Consider the following 17548-nt stretch of genomic DNA (forward strand, 5'->3'; position numbering starts at 1 on the left):
TCAGCGACCGGCGGCGGGCTCCCCGGGCACCTCGGCCAGGATGTCGTTCAGCTCCGTCAGGAACCGCAGGGCCACGGCCAGCTCGTGCGCGTCGAAGTCCGCTCCGGCCCGGCGCACGGCGTCGGCCAGCGGCCGGAAGTGGGTACGGGCGGCGGCGCGGGCGTCGTCGACGTACTGGAGGTGCACCACCCTGCGGTCGGCGTCCTCGCGCACCCGGCGGACGTGCCCGGCGCGCTCCAGCCGGTCCACGCAGGCGGTGACCGCCCCCGAGGTGAGGCCGAGCAGCGCGCGCAGCCGGGTGGGCGTCATGGGCTCGGGGGCGTCCAGGATGGCGGCCAGCGCCTGCACGTCGGTGGCGTGCAGGTTCTGCCGGGCCGCGTACTGCTGGATGACCCGGCCGATCTCGCCGTGCATGCGGCGCAACTGCACCGCGAAGGCAGGCAGGTCGCCGGGGAAGGCGGGGAGGTCTCCGGGGGCCGGGTGCCCGCCGTTCGTCTCCGTGCTCACCGGCGCATCGTACCGGGGTACTCGGGGATCACCCGCGGGCCGCATCCGCGGGCGGCGCGACGGCCGAAGACCCGGGTACGAGGAGGAGCCATGGAGACGACGGCGGAACGCCCCCTGTGCCTGGTGACCGGGGCCAGCGGCTACATCGGCGGGCGGTTGGTGCCGGAACTGCTGGCCGCCGGATACCGGGTGCGCTGCCTGGCCCGGTCCCCCGGGAAACTGCGCGACCACCCGTGGGCCGGGGAGGTGGAGGTGGTCCAGGGGGACGTCACCGACCCCGTCACCGTCGGTGCCGCCATGCGGGAGGTCTCCGTCGCCTACTACCTGGTGCACGCGCTCGGCACCGGACACGGCTTCGAGGACACCGACCGGCAGGGCGCCCACGTCTTCGGCACGCAGGCCGCCGGTGCCGGTGTCCGCCGCATCGTCTACCTCGGCGGGCTGACCCCGGCCGGGGTGCCCGAGCGGGAGCTGTCACCCCACCTGCGCTCCCGCTCCGAGGTCGGGCGCATCCTGCTGGCGAGCGGGGTGCCCACCACGGTGCTGCGCGCCGCCGTCATCATCGGGTCCGGCTCGGCCTCCTTCGAGATGCTGCGCTACCTGACCGAGCGGCTGCCGGTGATGGTCACGCCCAGCTGGGTGCGCACCCGCATCCAGCCGGCGGCGGTCCGGGACGTGCTGCGTCTGCTGGTGGGCAGCGCCCGGATGCCCGCGGACGTGAACCGCGCCTTCGACATCGGCGGGCCCGACGTGCTGACGTACCGCGACATGATGCTGCGCTACGCGGCGGTCGCGGGACTGCCCCGGCGCGTGATCGTGCCGGTGCCGGTGCTCACCCCCCGCCTGTCCGGGCTCTGGGTCGGCCTGGTCACCCCGGTCCCCGCGTCCATCGCCCGGCCGCTCGCGGAGTCGCTGCGGCACGAGGTGGTGTGCCGGGAGAACGACATCACCCGGTACGTGCCCGACCCGCCCGGCCACCCCATCGGTTTCGACGACGCGGTACGGCTGGCGCTCAAGCGTGTCCAGGACGCCGAGGTCACCACCCGCTGGTCCTCCGCCTCGGTCCCCGGCGCCCCCAGCGACCCGCTGCCCACCGACCCCGCCTGGGCGGGCGGGAGCCTCTACACCGACCTGCGGGAACGTCCGGTCGACGCCCCGCCCGAGGCGCTGTGGCGGGTGATCGAGGGCGTCGGCGGGGAGAACGGCTGGTACTCCTTCCCGCTGGCCTGGAACGTGCGGGGGATCGCCGACCGGCTCGTGGGCGGGGTCGGGCTGCGCCGCGGGCGCCGGGACGCGCACCGGCTGCGCGTGGGCGACTCGGTGGACTTCTGGCGGGTGGAGGAGATCGAGCCGGGCAGGCTGCTGCGGCTGCGCGCGGAGATGCGGCTGCCCGGACTGGCCTGGCTGGAGATGTACGCCGACACCGACGACGCCGGCCGCACCCGTTACCGCCAGCGCGCCGTGTTCCATCCGCACGGACTGCTCGGCCACGCCTACTGGTGGAGCGTCTCCCCCTTCCACTCCGTGGTCTTCGGCGGCATGGCCCGCAACATCGCCCACACCGCCGAGACCGAGCACGGCCACACCCCGCCCGGCACCGAGGTCGCCCAGGGCGTGGTGGGCGTAGCCGAGCGGTAGCGGGTCCCGTTCGCACGGGTCGGGGACCTGGTCGACGCCCTCCCCGCAGCGGACCGGGCCCGCCGTCGCGCCTCGACGGCGGCGGCTCAGTCGGCGGCGGGCTGCGCGGCGAGCGCGGCCGCCGTCTCCTCGACCACGGCACGCGCCTGCTCCTCGGGAACGCCTGCGAAGGCGACGAACGACGACGTCCTCACTCCGGCACGCGGGCTTCGGCCCGCCCCACGGCCGCGTCCGCGGACCGGGCGGCTCCCCTCAGGGCGGGAGCCCCGCGGCGCCCGGCTCCCCGGCCTCACCGTACGGCGGCCTCCTGCGGCTCCTCCGCCGCCGTCCCGGCCTTCGCCCGGGCCGGCAGCCGTGCCCCCTCGATGTCGACGTCCGGGGTGATCCGGGCCAGCCATCCGGGCAGGCCCCAGGCACGGCGGCCGAGCAGCGCCATGGCCGCCGGCACGAGGGTCATGCGGACGACGAAGGCGTCGACGAGGACACCGAAGGCGAGGGCGAAGCCGATGGACTTGATGATCGGGTCGTCGTTGAAGACGAAGCCGCCGAAGACCGCGGCCATGATGAGCGCGGCGGCGCTGACGACCCGTCCGCTGCGGGCCACCCCCTGGGTGACGGCCTCGGCGGCGTCGCCGGTGTGCTCGTGGTGCTCGCGCATCCGGCTGACGAGGAACACCTCGTAGTCCATGGCCAGTCCGAAGAGGACGCCGATGAGCAGGACGGGCAGGAAGCTGGTGACCGGGCCCGCCGAGGGGATGTCCAGCACGCCGTCGAGGTGGCCCTCCTGGAACACCCACACCGTGGCGCCCAGGGACGCGGCCACGGACAGCAGGAACCCGAACGCGGCCTTCAGGGGCACCAGCACGGAGCGGAAGGCGATCGTCAGCAGGATCAGGGCGAGGATCACGATGAGGGCGATGAACAGCGGCAGCGCGTCGGAGAGCTTGCCCGCCACGTCGATCGCGGCAGCGGTCGTACCGGCGATGTAGAGGGTGCCGCCGGCCCGGTCGACGGCGGGCGCCTCGGCACGCAGCCGGTGCACCAGGTCGGTGGTGGCCCGGGCGTCGGGTCCGGTCTTCGGGACCACGGCGACGACGGCCAGGGTCCCGTCCGCGTTGGTGACCGGCGGGGCGGCGACGGCCACCCCGCGGTCGCCCGCCAGGGCCGTACGGAGCCCGGTCACGGTCGCGGCACGGTCGGCGGCCGGGACGCCCTTGAGGTCGACGACGGCGGTCAGCGTGGCGTTGAAGCCGGGCCCGAAGCCCTCGGTCAGCAGGTCGTAGCTCTTGTGCTGGGTGCTGTCGACGGGCTGCGAGGCGTTGCTGGGCAGGCCGAGGCGCAGGTCGCGGGCGGGCACGGCCAGGGCGAGCAGGCCGATGACCCCGGCCAGGAGGACGAGCAGGGGCTTGCGGGTGACCGCTCGGGCCCAGGCCGGTCCCCAGGAGCCGGCCGCCCTCACGGTGGTACGACGGCCGCGCGGCCGCAGACGCTCGCCGAGCAGGGCGAGGGCGGCGGGGACGAGGCTGACGGCGACCAGGACGGCCAGCAGCACGGTCGCCGCGGCGGCCAGGCCCATCACCGTCAGGAACGGGATGCCGGTGACCGCGAGCGCCGCGAGCGCGATGATCACGGTGGCACCGGCGAAGACGACGGCACCGCCCGCGGTGGCCACGGCCCGGGCGATCGAGTCCTCGACATCCTGTTCCGGGTCGGTGAGCTGCTCGCGGTGGCGGGAGATGATGAACAGGGCGTAGTCGATGCCCACGGCCAGCCCGATCATCAGGGCGAGCACCGTGGCGGTGCTGGTCATCTCGACGTACCGGGTCATGAACTCCACCCCGAGAACGCCGATCGCCACCCCGACCAGGGCCGTCAGCAGCGGCAGCCCGGCGGCCACCAGGGAGCCCAGGGCCAGCGCCAGGATGACGAAGGCGAGCACCACGCCGATCACCTCGGCCGGCCCGCCGACCTCGGTCTTGCGGTCCATCGCCGAGCCGCCGAACTCGACCTCGAGTCCGGCGTGCCGGGCCTGGGCCATCGCCCGGTCCAGGGCGTCCTTCGACGCCTGCGGCACCTCGCTGGCCGGCTGCCGGAAGCGGACGTCGGCGTAGCCGATCCGCCGGTCCGCCGAGAGCGTCCTGTCCTTGAACGGGTCGGACACCGCCACGACGCCGGAGACCCGGGCCGCCTCCCGCAGGCCCGCCTCGACGGCCGCGTGCGCCTTCGGCCGGGTCAGGCCGCTGCCCTCGGGTGCCGCGAGGACGATCCGGGCGACCCCGCCCGCGGCCTCGGGGAACTTCTCCTTCAGCAGGTCCTGCGCTTGCTGCGACTCGATCCCCGGCACCGAGAACTCGGTGGTCACCTTGCCGTGCAGGGTGACGCCTAGACCGGCGACGACGGCGAGCAGGAGCAGCCAGGCCGCTACGACCCTGCCGCGCCGGCGTATCGCCCACCGTGCCCAGCTGTACAGGCGTGAGGCCATGCCCGTCTTCCCTCTCTTCCACACTGGTCCGCTCCCCCGACTCGCTACACCGTACAGCATTTTTGCAGTCGACTGTAACTTCGCCACGAATGGTAAGGTCGGGCTCGTGATGAGCGAGGGCCTGCGGGAGCGTTCCAAGGCGCGACGCCGGGAGGCGATCCTCCGTGCGGCGTACGAACTGTTCGCCGACCACGGCTACGAGGCGACGACGATCGCCGACATCGCGGCGGCCGCGGAGGTGTCGCCGCGCACCGTCACGCTCTACTTCCCGTCGAAGCTGGAACTGGCGACGTCGCACCTCGACGCGGTCGCGGACCGGCTCGCCACGACCCTGCGAGAACGTCCGGCCGGGCGGACCACCCTGGACGCGCTGGAGCTCTGGCTGCGCGGCGAGGTCGCCCTGCACAGCGACCTGGACGACCTCCACGACCGGATGCTCGACCTCAACCCGCAGCTCAGGGCCGTCACCAACGTCCGCCTCACGGAGGTGATCCAGGAAGGCACCCGGGTCTTCGCCGAGGAGCGCGGGCTCGCCCCGGACGACTTCGGGCCGCGCATGGCCGCCGCCGCGGCGGCCGCCGTGGTGGCCGAGGTCTGCCGCCACACGCGGGAGGCCGACATCGACAGGGCGATGACCTTCCTGCGGGCCGGAGTCGCCTCCCTCGACACCGAGTAGCCACGGCACCGGTGGGCCCGCCGACGACGAGCACGATCGCCTCGAGGACTGCGTAGAGGCCGCACCGGCCCCTGAGCCGTGGACGTCCGCGGGCCTGGGCGGGGGGTGCCGAGCGGAGCCGTTGGGGTACTCGGCGGCCCCACCGTTCCCCCGACGCCTTTCACAGGAGCCACGATGTCCCAGCCCCGTCAGACGCAGGTCCCGCCCGGTGTGACGGACGAGATGACGCCCCGGCCCGATCACGGCGAACACAGTTACCGGGGCTCCGGACGGCTGGCCGGCAAGGCCGCGGTGATCACGGGCGGTGACAGCGGGATCGGACGTGCCGTGGCGATCGCCTATGCCCGCGAGGGAGCGGACGTCCTGCTCTCCTACCTGGACGAGCACGAGGACGCGGAGGAGACCGCGCGGTGGGTGCGGGACGCCGGCCGCACGTGCGTACTGGTGTCCGGTGACCTGGCCGACCCGGCGCACTGCCGCTTTGTCGTCGACAGGGCCGTCGAGGAGTTCGGCCGGGTCGACGTGCTGGTCAGCAACGCCGCGTACCAGATGACACGGGACTCCCTCACGGACATTCCCGACGCGGAGTGGGACCGCACGCTGGCGATCAACCTCAGCGCGTTCTTCCACCTGTCCAAGGCCGCCGTCCCGCACATGCGGCCGGGATCGGCGATCATCGGGAGCACCTCGGTCAACTCCGACAGCCCGCCGCCGCAACTGCTGCCGTACGACGTCACCAAGGCCGGCATCGCCAACATGGTCGGTTCGCTGGCCCAGATGCTGGCGTCGAAGGGCATCCGCGCCAACAGCGTCGCCCCGGGGCCGATCTGGACCCCGCTGATCCCCGCGACCATGCCGCCCGAGCAGGTCGAGAGCTTCGGCTCGCAGGTACCGCTGGGGCGCCCCGGCCAGCCTGCCGAACTGGCACCGGTGTACGTCATGCTCGCGTCCGACGAGGCCAGTTACGTGTCCGGGGCCCGCATCGCCGTCACCGGCGGACAGCCGATCCTGTGAACGCCGCGGAGACGGCCCTGTACCCCCTGCGGTTGACCGTCACGGCGAAGCCCCTGGTGTTCGGCGGCCACGCCATCGCCCGCCGCCTGGGCAAGAGGGGCCTGCCGGACTGGAGCGTGGCGGAGACCTGGGAATGCAGCGACGTCGAGGGCAACCTCAGCGTGGTGACCAACGGGCCGCTGGCCGGCCGGACTCTGCACCAGGTGCTGTCCGACCACGCGGACGCGCTCATGGGCGCCGGCTTCTCCGGCGCCCGCTTCCCCCTGCTGACCAAGTTCATCGACGCCACCGGAACGCTGCCCGTGCACCTGCACGCCGACGACGAGGCCGCCCGGCGCCTGGAGGGACAGCCCAACGGGAAGACCGAGGCCTGGCACATCCTGGACGCGGCGCCCGGCGCGACCGCCCTGTGCGGCGTCAAGCGCGGCGTCACGGCCGGCCGGCTGCGTGCCGCGCTGGAGGCGCAGGACTTCGACGCCGTCCTGCGCCGTCTGCCGGTGCGCGCGGGCGACACCCTCTACGTGCCCGGCGGCACCCTGCACAGCTTCGGGCCGGACACCCTCGTCTACGAGATCGAGCAGACCTCCGACATCCAGCGCCACGCGATGCGCTGGAACATGGCGGACGGCTCCCCGGTGAGCGACGAGGAACACCGGTCCCAGCTCGACATGCTGATGCGCCAGGCCGACCTGGACAGCCGGCCGGACTTCACGCCCGGGCTGAGCATCGCCGTCGGGGACGGAGTGGAACGGGTCTTCCTCTGCGCGGGCCCCTACTTCGCCCTCGAACGCCTGCGCGCCGGCACCGAGGAACCCCTGCGCCTCGCTTTCTCCACCGCACGGATCCTGTCGAACGTCGGCGCCCCGGTGCGGGTACGGACCGGGACGGCGAGCGAGGAACTCGGCCGGGCGGAGACGCTCCTGCTGCCCGCGGCGTGCGGTGCGGCTGAGATCGCCGGGCCCGCCGACGTCCTGGTCGGCTACCTGCCCGACCTCGACCGTGATGTCCGCGCCCCGCTGCTCGCTGCCGGCCACCCGCCCCCGCTCCTGCGGCGGGTCATCGCGTCCTCGGCCTGATACGCGGCACGCGCGACCAGCATGTTCAGAGCGTGTCGTCGGACCAGCCGGGCCCGTACCGCACGGCCAGCAGGGCCACGTCGTCGTCGTTGTCCGGCGGGCGCGCCCGCGCCAGCAGCTCGTCGGTGAAGGATTCCAGGGGGCGGCGGGCCAGGGCCGCGGCGTGCCGACGCAGGCGTTCCAGGCCCTCGTCCAGGGTGTGACCCGGGGACTCGATCAGGCCGTCGGTGTAGAGGAGCAGGGTCGCCCCGGGCGGCAGTTCCGCCGTCGCGTCGGGGCGGGGCCGCTCCGGTGCGACGCCCAGGAGGATCCCGTGGCCGTCGGTCAGGTAGCGGGCCACCCCCTCGCGGGTGACCAGCAGCGGAGGCGGATGGCCCGCGTTGGTCCAGGACAGCTCGCAGTCACCGTCGGCGTTCTCGCTCATGCGGGCGAAGACCAGCGTGGCCATGGAGACCTCGGCGATGTGCAGGGTCGCCTGGTCGAGCCATTCCACGATCTTGCTCGGTGGCTTCTGCTGGGACACGGCGTAGGCCCGGAGCATGTTGCGCAGCTGGGCCATGCCGGCCGCGGCCTCCAGGTCGTGGCCTACGACGTCCCCCACGGCGAGGGCGGTGGCGCCGTCCGTGAGGGTGAAGGCGTCGTACCAGTCGCCGCCGACGTGGGAGGCGTCCGGCGCGGGCAGGTATCGGGCGGTCATGCTGCGGCCCGGTGACCGCGGGAGCTTCGGCAGCAGATGACGCTGCATGGTCTCGGCCACCTGGCGCTGGCGCTGGTAGAGGCGGGCGTTCTCCAGAGCGAGGCTGGCGCGCCGGGCGATGTCCTCCAGCAGGGCGGCCTCGGCCGAGGTGAACCGCTCGGGCTGGTCGGCGCGGCCCAGGGTGAGGGCCCCCATCACGCTGTGCAGGCTGCGCAGCGGGACGACGACGGCCGAGTGCATGCCGGTCGCCTCGAACAGGCGCCGCTGCTCCACCGCGATCCCGGAGTCCGGCGGACCCTGGTAGGTCTCGGGGCCGGCGAAGGAGGACGCGACGCCGCGCAGGGCACGGGACAGGGGCATCGGGGACTCCTGCGGCACCGGCGGCATGGGCCCTTGGAGGTCGTCCCGGAACACCACGGTGCCGTCCTCGGCGTGGGCGACGGCGAAGCGCGAGACCTCGTCCCGCTCGCCGATCAGGTCGATGACGGCCCAGTCGGCGATGCGCGGCACCACGAGGCCGATCAGGCGGCGCAGTGCCTCGTGGATGTCCAGGGTGGAGGTGAGCAGGGTGGTCGTATCGGCGAGGAGAGCGAGCCGTTCCAGTTCGGAGAGGCGCGCGCCGGCCGGCGGGCGCTGCACGGGGGATCCGGGGTGCCCCGTGGAGTGGAAGAGGAAGAGCGTGGCCGAGTGGCGGTTGCCCGTGTCGTACGGAGTGGCCAGCCAGCCCACCGGAAGCAGGGTGCCGTCTCCGCGCTCGAACCACTCGTCCTCGCCCTGCCGCGTGTGCCCGCCGAGGAGGCTCTCCCGCAGGCGGCACCGGGCCCTCGGCACCGGTTCCCCGCTGCTGGTGCGGTGCAGCAGGTCATGGGCGTCCCGGCCGACCAGGTCAGCGGTGGGGCGGCCCAGGAGGTGTTCGCCGCGCGCGTTGACCGCGACGATCAAGCCTCGTTCGTCCGTCAGGTAAGCGCCGGTACCGAGGGCGTCCAGGGCCCGGCCAACCGCTTCTCGCGGACCGTCGGGGCCCATCGTCCGCCTCCCGTCACCGGAGAAACCGCCTGCGCCGTCCCGCACCCCGGGTACCCCGGGGCACGGAGGTGACCCTTCGAACGAGCGTCTGCGAGGGCCGTGGCGGTCACGGCCCTCGGGCGGTCATCGGGTCCTGAACCGGCGGAAGAGGTTGCGGGCCACGTACACCCCGGGGCCGCCGAAGCCGACGATGTCGACGCGTCCGTCGCCGGTGACGTCGGCGAGGAAACGGGGGTGGCGGTCGACTCGCCAGGCGCCTGCGTCGTCGCCGTACCCGAAGCCGCGGCACACCAGTTGTGCCTGGTCGAACCGGCCGTCACCACGGTTGTGCGCCACCCAGACCCCTTCGTCGCCGAAGCCGACGATGTCCGGGTTGCCGTCACCGGTGACGTCGGCGAGGAACCGGAGGTGCTTGCCGCCCGTCCAGCCCTGGGCCTGCCCGAAGTCGTTCAGGACGAGTTGCGGGGGCTCGAACGTACCGTCACCGCGTCCTCGTGAGACGACGACGCCCGGCGGGCCGAACCCGATGAGGTCCGCCTTCCCGCCACCGCTGGTGCGGACCAGGAACCGGGGGTGCTCCTGGACCGAGCTCCACCCATGGTCGGTCCCGAAGTCGTCGACGACGTAGAGCGGTTCGGCGAAGGTGCCGTTCTCGTCCTGGAGCGAGATCCAGACACCGTCGTCGTGGCAGCCGACGATGTCGGCGCGTCCGTCGCCGGTGGTGTCGACGAGGAAACGGGGGTGCCTGTCGATGCGCCAGCCGCCCGCTTTCTCGCCGTGGCCGAACGCCCGGAGGACCGGTTCGTCGGGGAGCGGCGCGAACCTCCCCTCCTCGTCCTGGAGTGAGATCCAGACACCGTCGTCGTGGCAGCCGACGATGTCGGCGCGCCCGTCGCCGGTGGTGTCGACGAGGAAGCGGGGATGCTTGTCAGCGAGCCACCCGCCGGCGCTCCGGTCGTGACCGAATCCCTTGACGGCCAGGTTGCCGCCCGCGGGCGTGAACGTCCCGCTCTCCCCCCGGGAGGACACCCGGACGCCGTCGGCGCGCAGCGCGACGGCATCGGGTGTGCCGTCCCCCGTCAGGTCCGCCAGAGTCCACAGGTCCGCCGGGTGCGGAGAGGGCGAGGACTGGTGCAGGGCACGCTCGTCGTCGAACGTGCCGTCGCCCCTGCTGCACGCCGTCACCACCCCCTTCGCGGGTGGGAGCGCCACGATGTCCGCCCGCCCCGCCCCCGTGGTGTCGGCGAGGAAGCGGGCACCGACTCCGGCCCACCCGCCAGGCTGCCCGTTGGCGGAGCGGCCGGCCCCGGCGCTCCCCCAGCCGCCGGCGTTCTGGTCGCTCCCGAAGCGTTCGAGAACCAGGAGCAGGTCGCTGAAGGAGGGCGCCGCGCCGGGTGCCGGGCGCGGCGCGGCCGAGCGGGCCAGGCGCCAGGACCGGCGGCCGTTCCAGTGACTCAGGGGTGTCCAGCGCAGCACCGGGTCGCTGGTCCGCTCGGGTGCGGCGGTCACGAACCGCCACCGCTGGCTCGTCGCGTGCTCGTCGTAGGCACGCAGGATCACCCGGGTGCCGTCCTCGCCGGGGTCGGCAAGGTCGAGGACGGTGCAGTCGGTCACGGTCTCGATGAAGCAGAGCCCCGCCTCACCCTCGACGGGGACGACGCGCCACTGCTGGTTCCTCTTGCCCGCGACGGGGTTCCCCTGGCGCACGCCGCGGTCCGCGGCGGCGGGGTTGTCGAGTACCTTGCCGCCGATCACGTTGCGGATGACGTACACGGGGTCGTCCCCGGACTGCCCGCTCGGTGCGGCCGCGAACGGAGTGAGCTGCCAGTGCTCGGGGAGCGGGGCTCCGTCGGAAGGACCGGTGACGACGAGGGCTCCGTCCGCGCCGGGGACGGCCCCGACTCCAAGGGGCTTGCCCGAGGCGGCGTTGACGATCTGGAACTTCAGTTCTTCCAGGGGCAGGGGCATGCTGGTGCCTCTTCCAGGCGGTGCGGGTGTCGGCTCGGGACAACGGACGGGATGCGGGGCCGGCACGCCGTCACGTGAAGACGTGGTGGTAGGGGACGTCCCACTCGCTGGGCAGCCGCGGATAGAAGGTGTTGATGACCGTCCCGGTGAAGTCCCCACCCCAGTTGTAGGTGACGCGTACCTCGCTGTCCGCCGCCACCGTGTGGTCCTTGAACCCCAGGATGGTGTCCGGGTGCGTGATGGGCACGAAGGTGATGCCGCCCCAGGGCGTCACCGTGACGATCCAGAGCTGTGTGTCCTCGGGCGCGCCGTTCTTACCGCGCCACTTGTCGCCGACCTTGTCGGGCAGGCCGACCTGGACGCCGTCGGCCGTGCTCTTGGGTGCGTCCTGGTGGACGGTGACCCGCCTGCGCTGCGGCTTGGGCGCACCGTCGTCGCCGCGGCCGGCGTCGACGGCCCCCGCGGCGGCGGGTTTCGGTGACACCTGCCCCGCGGCGCTCTCGACGACGTACAGCGGCCGCTGTCCGAAGAAGCCGGCCGGGGTGATGTACCAGAGGTGGCCCTTGGCGTCCTTGGTGGCCGGGTCGAGGGCGGTGGCCAGCTTGACTCCCTTGTCATGGCTACCCTCCTTCAACTCGACGGGCCGCAGGTAGCCGCCGTTGAAGGCGTGGACGAGCATGACCGGCCGGTTCTCGACCAGGGCCGCCACGACCGCGTTGTCGTAGCTGTTCACCGCCACTGGGCCGCCGACCACCAGATTGGACATCGTCGCGCGTTCTTGGGTGTACATCGGAAACCTCGCCATTCCTCTGCCTGTACACGGCAACGGTCGAGTGCACGCTATCGGCGAAAAGGGGCCGCCGAAAAGTCATCGATCGAGTGAAAGAAGGAAATCCGAGGCCGATCCACGTGCAATATGGGGAGATAACCGAATTTCGATCACTCGAATGAGTGTGATGCACAAATACGCCTTCCCGGCCACTATTCAGCATGCTAATTTCGACTGCCGAAGACGCGGACGTGAGGACGGTCAGATGCCTTCCAGCGCATACAGTCCGGTGGACGCGAAGCGTCAGCCGCTGACGAAGAAGAACCTGCGGGAACTCAATATCGAGCAGACCTGGCAGTCCATCCTGAGCCACCCCAATCTGATCTACGTCGACCCTTCCGGAGTCAAGCACAAGCCCGTAGGGTTCTCCGTCAACAAGTCGAGTTTCGGAAGTTTCTCCGGGACCGCGTTCCAGCTCGGCTGGCTGGCCTATATGAATCTCGGGGAGCCGCTGATCGAGGTGCGGGGCGACATCGGCCAACCGCCGCCCGACACGTTCTCCACCCGTTCCTATGTCAACCGCAGCCAGTCGGAGATGAACTTCACCGACTCGGTCGACTTCACGGTCTCGAACGGGGTGACGTGGTCGCTGCACGGGGACGCCAAACTCACTTTCGGCGGCAGTGCGGGCGCCTCGCTCCAGTTGCAGTTGCAGAATCAGCTCCGCCTGGATCTCCAGTCGCAGCTCCAGGCGTCGTGCCAGAACGGGACGGCGAACAAGAACTCGAACACGGTCACCAACAAGAACAGCAAGGACAGCGTCGGAGTCGACAACGCCAATACCACCGAGACGTCCGGGAGCAGTTCGGCGACGAACTCCTCGTCGAACGGGATGACCAGCTCGGTCGGGTTCACGACCTCCGGCAGTGCCACCGGCAACGCGTCGCTCAACGCCCAGCTGGCCCTGGGCCTCGCGGCCACGGTCGGGGGTTCCCTGAACACCAGCTGGGCCTCGAAGTCGCAGATCTCCGGCAAGGTACCGGCGAACTCCCGGGTGCAGACGATCGTCACGCAGCGGCGCACCCGCAGGCAGTACACGTACGAGATCCCGGTGACCTTCTCCGGACTGATCGCGGTGCAGTACGCCGTGCCGGTGGCAGTCCTCTCTCCCCCGCAGCCCGGCGCCTATCCCGGTCTCGACGGGACGGTCGCCCGCGACATCGGCGACATCGACCTGGCGCCCGGCGGCTTCCGGATGAAGGGACTGGCCGAGGTCGTGTCCGCCCTGGACGTCCACCACACCTTGCTCGACGTGGAGAGCCTGACCGTCAGCCGGCAGACGCTCTACAAGCAGCCCTGACCGGGCGGCGCCGCCGCCACGACGACGACCAGAGGTGACGACCATGGTGTTCGACAACATCTTCAACTCCGCGGGCAGGGGCGCCGGGCTCTTCTCCGTGATCACCGACAGCACGAAGCCCCAGCCGGGTGAGGGTGTCGACTTCGAGGACTCCGGGCCCGACACGTACGACGACACCAGTACGAGTCTGTTCGACACCGCGATCCACGGCGCCTGCTCCCGCTCGAAGATCGTGCAGGAGACGTCGCCCGAGGCGCGGGCCGTGCTGGGCTTCCTCGGCTCCCTCGTCCAGACCACCCAGGCGTCCGCCGGTGCGCAGTCCCAGTACGCCGGGGATCCCGGGTCGGTCACCAGGGCGGCCTCCGCGGGTATGCAGGAGGCGAGTGCGACGGTGACGGACCACGGTGACCTCCGAAAGGACGAGGACCTGGAGAGCAGGCCGAGGAAGGGCGACTTCACCAAGCCCCCCAGGACGCCGGATGCCCCGAAGGCCCCCGAAGCGCCCCAGGCGCCCCAGGCGACCGCGGAGAAGCCGTCCCGTTCCAGCTAGGGCCGTAGTGGTCGCGGGCGGGGCAGGGGCGAAGCCGCCCCTGCCCCGCCCTGTGCGCTACACGGGGAGCAGCTGCCACTGACGGCCCTGGTGGTCGCCGTCCGCCCCGTCCTGGATGACCGCTGTGCGGGCGTTGGAGCCGACCCGCAGGAGCAGCCCGCTGTTGTGGTTCGCGATCTCGAAGACCCGGGGGGTGCCGTCCATCGGGCCCACCGGAATCAACCGCCAGTGCTGGTGATGGGCTTCGCCGCCCTCGTAGACCCGCTGCACGACCACCGCCCCGGCCCTCTCCTGCGCTCCGGCGACCTCCAGGACCTTGCCGCTGCGCACGTTCTCGATCCGGTACAGGACGTCACCGTCGTCCCGGCCCGCCGCGACCAGCCGCCACCGCTGGTGGTTTCTGGGCACGGGCAGGGCCTGGTGGATCTCCGCCCCGTCCGTGGCGGATTCCCGCAGGACGCCCATCCGCAGCCTGCTGCGGACGTTGGCCCAGGAGACCACCGTGCCCGACTCGGGCAGTCCGGCCATCTTCTCGGAGGTGATCTTCCGGACCCGGTTGTTGAGGTGATCGGTGAGGTAGAGGGTGTCGACGCAGTCCAACGCCACCTTGCGCGGGCCGTTCAGCTGGGCCGCCACCGCCGGGCCCCCCTCACCGCCGTAGCCGGGGGCGCCGGTGCCGGCGACCGTGCTGATCACCCCGTCCGCCGTGACCTTCCGGAGCCGATGGTTGCCGTAGTCGCAGATGTACAGGACGCCGGCGCTGTCCACCGCCACCCCCACCGGGGAGTTCAGCCGGGCCGAGGCGGCGGGGCCGTCGTCGCCGCCGAATCCCGCCACGCCCGTACCGGCGACCGTGCTGATCACCCCGTCCGCCGTGACCTTCCGGACCCGGTGGTTGTTGCAGTCGGCGATGTAGAGATCACCGGCGCCGCCCCACGCCAGTCCGTGCATTCCGTTCAGCTGGGCGGCGACCGCCGGACCGCCGTCACCCCTGGAGCCGGCGGTTCCGGTCCCCGCGACCGTGCTGATCACCCCGTCCGCCGCGACTTTCCGGACCCGGTGGTTGTAGTAGTCGGCGACGTGGAGGACACCGGCGCGGTCCACGACGACCCCCAACGGAAGGTTCAGCTGGGCGGCGGTGGCCGGGCCGCCGTCGCCCCGGAAGCCCGCGGCGCCCGTGCCGACGACCGTGCCGATCTTCCCGTCGGGTGTGACCTTGCGGATCCTGTGGTTGTTGGAGTCGGCGATGTAGACGGCGCCGGCCCTGTCCACCGCCACCTCGCGCGGGGCGTTCAGCTGGGCCGAGACCGCTGGGCCGCCGTCGCCGCCGGAACCCGCGGTCCCGGTCCCCGCGATCGTGCTGATCCGTCCGTCGGTCGTGATCTTCCGGACCCGGTGGTTGCCGTAGTCGGCGACGTAGAGGGTCCCGGTGCTGTCCACCGCGATCCCGTACGGGCGGTTCAACTGAGCGGAGACGGCGCTCCCCTCGTCCCCTGCGAACCCCGCGGCCCCGGTTCCGGCAACCGTTTTGATCGGAGTGCTCATCGTCATCCCTTCAGTCGAACCACACCGTCAACTACACAACGTCATCGCGCGCATCCAGAAAGTCACAGGGGTGGAACGGGTGGCGAGATCACTTACGGGTGATTGCCACGGAACACCGCGACAGGCCCCCGAACCGACTCGGGGGTCACTCCCCACCGATGTGCCCCACCTGGGCTTTCCGCGTACTCGGGGGGCGCCGACCGGCGCGTGTCGCACCGTGGCCCACTCCAGCGGACCACGAGCAACCGGGGCGGTCACCCCGCTGCACGGTCAACTGCCGTTCCATCGCTGGGATTCAGGCGAACGACGGCAACTTGTTACCCGGCCGTAGCGGATGTCCATCCACCCCCTCTAGGCTCTGCCCGACCACCGAGCACACGGAGGGATCTGACATGCTCATGATCCGGAACAAAGTCCGGGCCGCACTGCTGACGGCCTCGGCCCTGCTGCTCGGTGTGGTGGCGACGCCCGCCGCGCACGCCGCCGACGTCGGTGGGCAGACGCTGGCCGGGGTCTCCGGCACGGGCATCCACAACACGTACGACGACGGGTCCACGTACACCTATCTGGCGAACGCGCTGGACACCGGCACCTCCCTGGTCGAACTCGACACCTGGCACAACGTGTTCACCGGCAAGTGGAACGTGAGTCACAGCAACCCGCTGGGCAGCAGCAACAACTGCGTGCAGGCGAGCACGGCCGGGGACCTCTACACCGGCAACCGCAACCAGAACCTCGACAGTTGCCTCGACGACATCCGGATCTGGCTCCAGGCCCACCCCACGAGCCACCCGCTCATGGTCAAGATCGAGATGAAGAACGGGTTCTACAACACCCTCGGCATGACGCCGACCACGTTCGACAGCTACGTCGAGGCGCACCTCGGCAGCGTTCTCTACACGCCCGCCGACCTGCTCACCAAGAGCGACGGCTCGCGGTACGCGGACCTCGACACCGCCGCGAGGGCGAACAACTGGGCGAACTACGGCTCGCTCGCCGGCCGGGCGATCGTGGAGATCATCCCCGGCACCTTCGAGCAGGCCGTCAGCCCCGCCTCCTCCTGGTCGGACGTGGTCTACGCCCAGCACCTCAAGGACCTCGCCGCCGCGGGGAACATCAGCCAGGCCGCGGTCTTCCCGAGCGTGCTCGGCGCCCAGGCCGGCGACCCGCGCACCCGCTACAGCGACACCACGCTGCGCCCCTGGTTCGTGGTGTTCGACGCCGACGCGGGCGCCTGGGTCGGCGACGGCACCACCGAGTGGTACAACGCCAACCACTACCTGACGGTCGTCACCGACGCCTACGACGTCCCGCCCGCGCTGAGCTCCTCCGCGCCGACCCTGGCCGACGCCCGGGCCCGGGTCGCCCTGCTCGCCGCCGACGGGGCCTCGTACATCTCCTCGGACTGGATCACCGCCCCGGCCGACGGCGTCCTCAGCGACGTCCTGCTCCGTGGCTGACACCCGGCGCCGGCACGCGCTCCCGCGCCTGCTCACCGCGGGCGCCGCGGCCCTCGCGCTCGCCGTGTCCGCCCAACCGGCCGGCGCGGCGGGGGCGGTGGCCGCGGCCACCGCCGACCCCGTGTCGCTGGTCAACCCGTACATCGGCACCGGCGGCAACGGCGACTTCAGCGCCGGGAACACCTTCCCGGGCGCCGATGTGCCGCACGGCATGCTCCAGTGGTCGCCCGACACCTCGTCCCGCCCCAAGGGCGGCGGCTACGGCTACTCCGACTCGGCCGTCTCGGGATTCAGCCTCACCCACGTCTCCGGCGTCGGCTGCGACGCGGCCGGGGATCTGCCGATCCTGCCCGTGGTCGGTTCGCTCGGCTCGGACCCCGCCTCGACGACCGAGTCCTTCTCGCACTCCGGCGAGACGGCCTCACCCGGCTCCTACTCCGTCAGCCTGGGCAACAGCACAAGCGTCGCGCTGACCACCGGCACACGGGCCGGCATCGGCCGGTTCACCTTCCCGTCCTCCGCACAGGCGAGCCTGCTCCTCAAGGTGCAGGACACCCAGACGCCGTACGCCGCCTCGACGCTCGGCCTGTCCGGCGGCGACACGGTGACCGGGTCGATCACCAGCACCGGCTTCTGCGAGGACACCACCCCGATCACGCTCTACTACGCGATCACCTTCGACCAGCCCTTCACCGCCACGGGCACCTTCACCGGCGGCGAGTACCTGACGTTCGACACCACGAGCAACAGGACGGTGGAGGCCCGGGTCGGCATCTCCTA

13 protein-coding genes and 1 pseudogene are annotated in these 17548 nt (G+C 72.0%); 8 read left to right on the forward strand and 6 right to left on the reverse strand.

Annotated elements, in window-relative coordinates; translation table 11 throughout:
- Complete coding sequence (locus AB0G52_RS34710; protein WP_361342145.1) at positions 1–507, reverse strand: MarR family winged helix-turn-helix transcriptional regulator; 507 nt, start codon at positions 505–507, stop codon at positions 1–3.
- Between the two features lie 90 nt (positions 508–597).
- On the opposite strand from AB0G52_RS34710, the gene AB0G52_RS34715 reads away from it, so the two are divergent.
- Positions 598–2145 (forward strand): SDR family oxidoreductase, encoded by a 1548-nt coding sequence (locus tag AB0G52_RS34715; protein ID WP_361342148.1) that lies wholly within the window; start codon positions 598–600, stop codon positions 2143–2145.
- A 289-nt stretch (positions 2146–2434) separates the two neighbouring features.
- Here AB0G52_RS34715 and AB0G52_RS34720 read toward each other — a convergent pair whose 3' ends face one another.
- The gene (locus tag AB0G52_RS34720) at positions 2435–4627 is read right to left on the reverse strand and encodes an MMPL family transporter (RefSeq protein ID WP_361342151.1); all 2193 of its coding nucleotides are present in this window, start codon (positions 4625–4627) and stop codon (positions 2435–2437) included.
- A gap of 109 nt (positions 4628–4736) precedes the next feature.
- Between AB0G52_RS34720 and AB0G52_RS34725 the strand changes: the two genes are divergently transcribed.
- From AB0G52_RS34725 to AB0G52_RS34735, 3 genes are all read left to right on the forward strand, one after another.
- A complete protein-coding gene (locus tag AB0G52_RS34725) occupies positions 4737–5303 on the forward strand; it encodes a TetR/AcrR family transcriptional regulator (RefSeq protein ID WP_361342154.1) in 567 nt (188 codons plus the stop codon).
- A 174-nt stretch (positions 5304–5477) separates the two neighbouring features.
- Complete coding sequence (locus AB0G52_RS34730; RefSeq protein WP_361342157.1) at positions 5478–6317, forward strand: SDR family oxidoreductase; 840 nt, start codon at positions 5478–5480, stop codon at positions 6315–6317.
- Positions 6314–7393, forward strand: a complete 1080-nt coding sequence (locus AB0G52_RS34735; RefSeq protein ID WP_361342160.1) for a type I phosphomannose isomerase catalytic subunit — start codon at positions 6314–6316, stop codon at positions 7391–7393. The genes AB0G52_RS34730 and AB0G52_RS34735 overlap by 4 nt, the downstream gene beginning before the upstream one ends.
- 25 nt (positions 7394–7418) lie before the next feature.
- Here AB0G52_RS34735 and AB0G52_RS34740 read toward each other — a convergent pair whose 3' ends face one another.
- The 3 genes from AB0G52_RS34740 to AB0G52_RS34750 all read right to left on the reverse strand — a co-directional run bounded on the left by AB0G52_RS34740 (position 7419) and on the right by AB0G52_RS34750 (position 11874).
- The gene (locus AB0G52_RS34740; RefSeq protein ID WP_361342163.1) at positions 7419–9116 is read right to left on the reverse strand and encodes a SpoIIE family protein phosphatase; all 1698 of its coding nucleotides are present in this window, start codon (positions 9114–9116) and stop codon (positions 7419–7421) included.
- A 123-nt stretch (positions 9117–9239) separates the two neighbouring features.
- Positions 9240–11084, reverse strand: a complete 1845-nt coding sequence (locus AB0G52_RS34745; protein ID WP_361342166.1) for an FG-GAP-like repeat-containing protein — start codon at positions 11082–11084, stop codon at positions 9240–9242.
- 70 nt (positions 11085–11154) lie between these two features.
- Positions 11155–11874, reverse strand: coding sequence for a hypothetical protein (locus tag AB0G52_RS34750; protein WP_361342168.1), 720 nt, complete (start codon positions 11872–11874; stop codon positions 11155–11157).
- Between the two features lie 244 nt (positions 11875–12118).
- On the opposite strand from AB0G52_RS34750, the gene AB0G52_RS34755 reads away from it, so the two are divergent.
- Positions 12119–13213, forward strand: a complete 1095-nt coding sequence (locus AB0G52_RS34755; protein ID WP_361342171.1) for a hypothetical protein — start codon at positions 12119–12121, stop codon at positions 13211–13213.
- A 43-nt stretch (positions 13214–13256) separates the two neighbouring features.
- Positions 13257–13763: a hypothetical protein gene (locus tag AB0G52_RS34760; protein ID WP_361342174.1), complete on the forward strand. Its 507-nt coding sequence runs from the start codon at positions 13257–13259 to the stop codon at positions 13761–13763.
- A gap of 57 nt (positions 13764–13820) precedes the next feature.
- On the opposite strand, the gene AB0G52_RS34765 is transcribed toward AB0G52_RS34760, so the two are convergent.
- Positions 13821–15308 (reverse strand): RICIN domain-containing protein, encoded by a 1488-nt coding sequence (locus AB0G52_RS34765; protein WP_361342177.1) that lies wholly within the window; start codon positions 15306–15308, stop codon positions 13821–13823.
- 398 nt (positions 15309–15706) lie between these two features.
- Here AB0G52_RS34765 and AB0G52_RS34770 point away from each other — a divergent pair, with 398 nt between their 5' ends.
- On the forward strand, positions 15707–16768 hold the full coding sequence (locus AB0G52_RS34770; RefSeq protein ID WP_361342180.1) for a hypothetical protein: 1062 nt from the start codon (positions 15707–15709) through the stop codon (positions 16766–16768).
- Positions 16761–17548, forward strand: a pseudogene (locus AB0G52_RS34775) (hypothetical protein); the annotation flags it as partial. The gene AB0G52_RS34770 and the pseudogene AB0G52_RS34775, both read left to right, overlap by 8 nt.

Origin of the sequence: Streptomyces sp. NPDC021562 (assembly GCF_040640875.1) — a bacterium.
Taxonomy (GTDB): domain Bacteria; phylum Actinomycetota; class Actinomycetes; order Streptomycetales; family Streptomycetaceae; genus Streptomyces.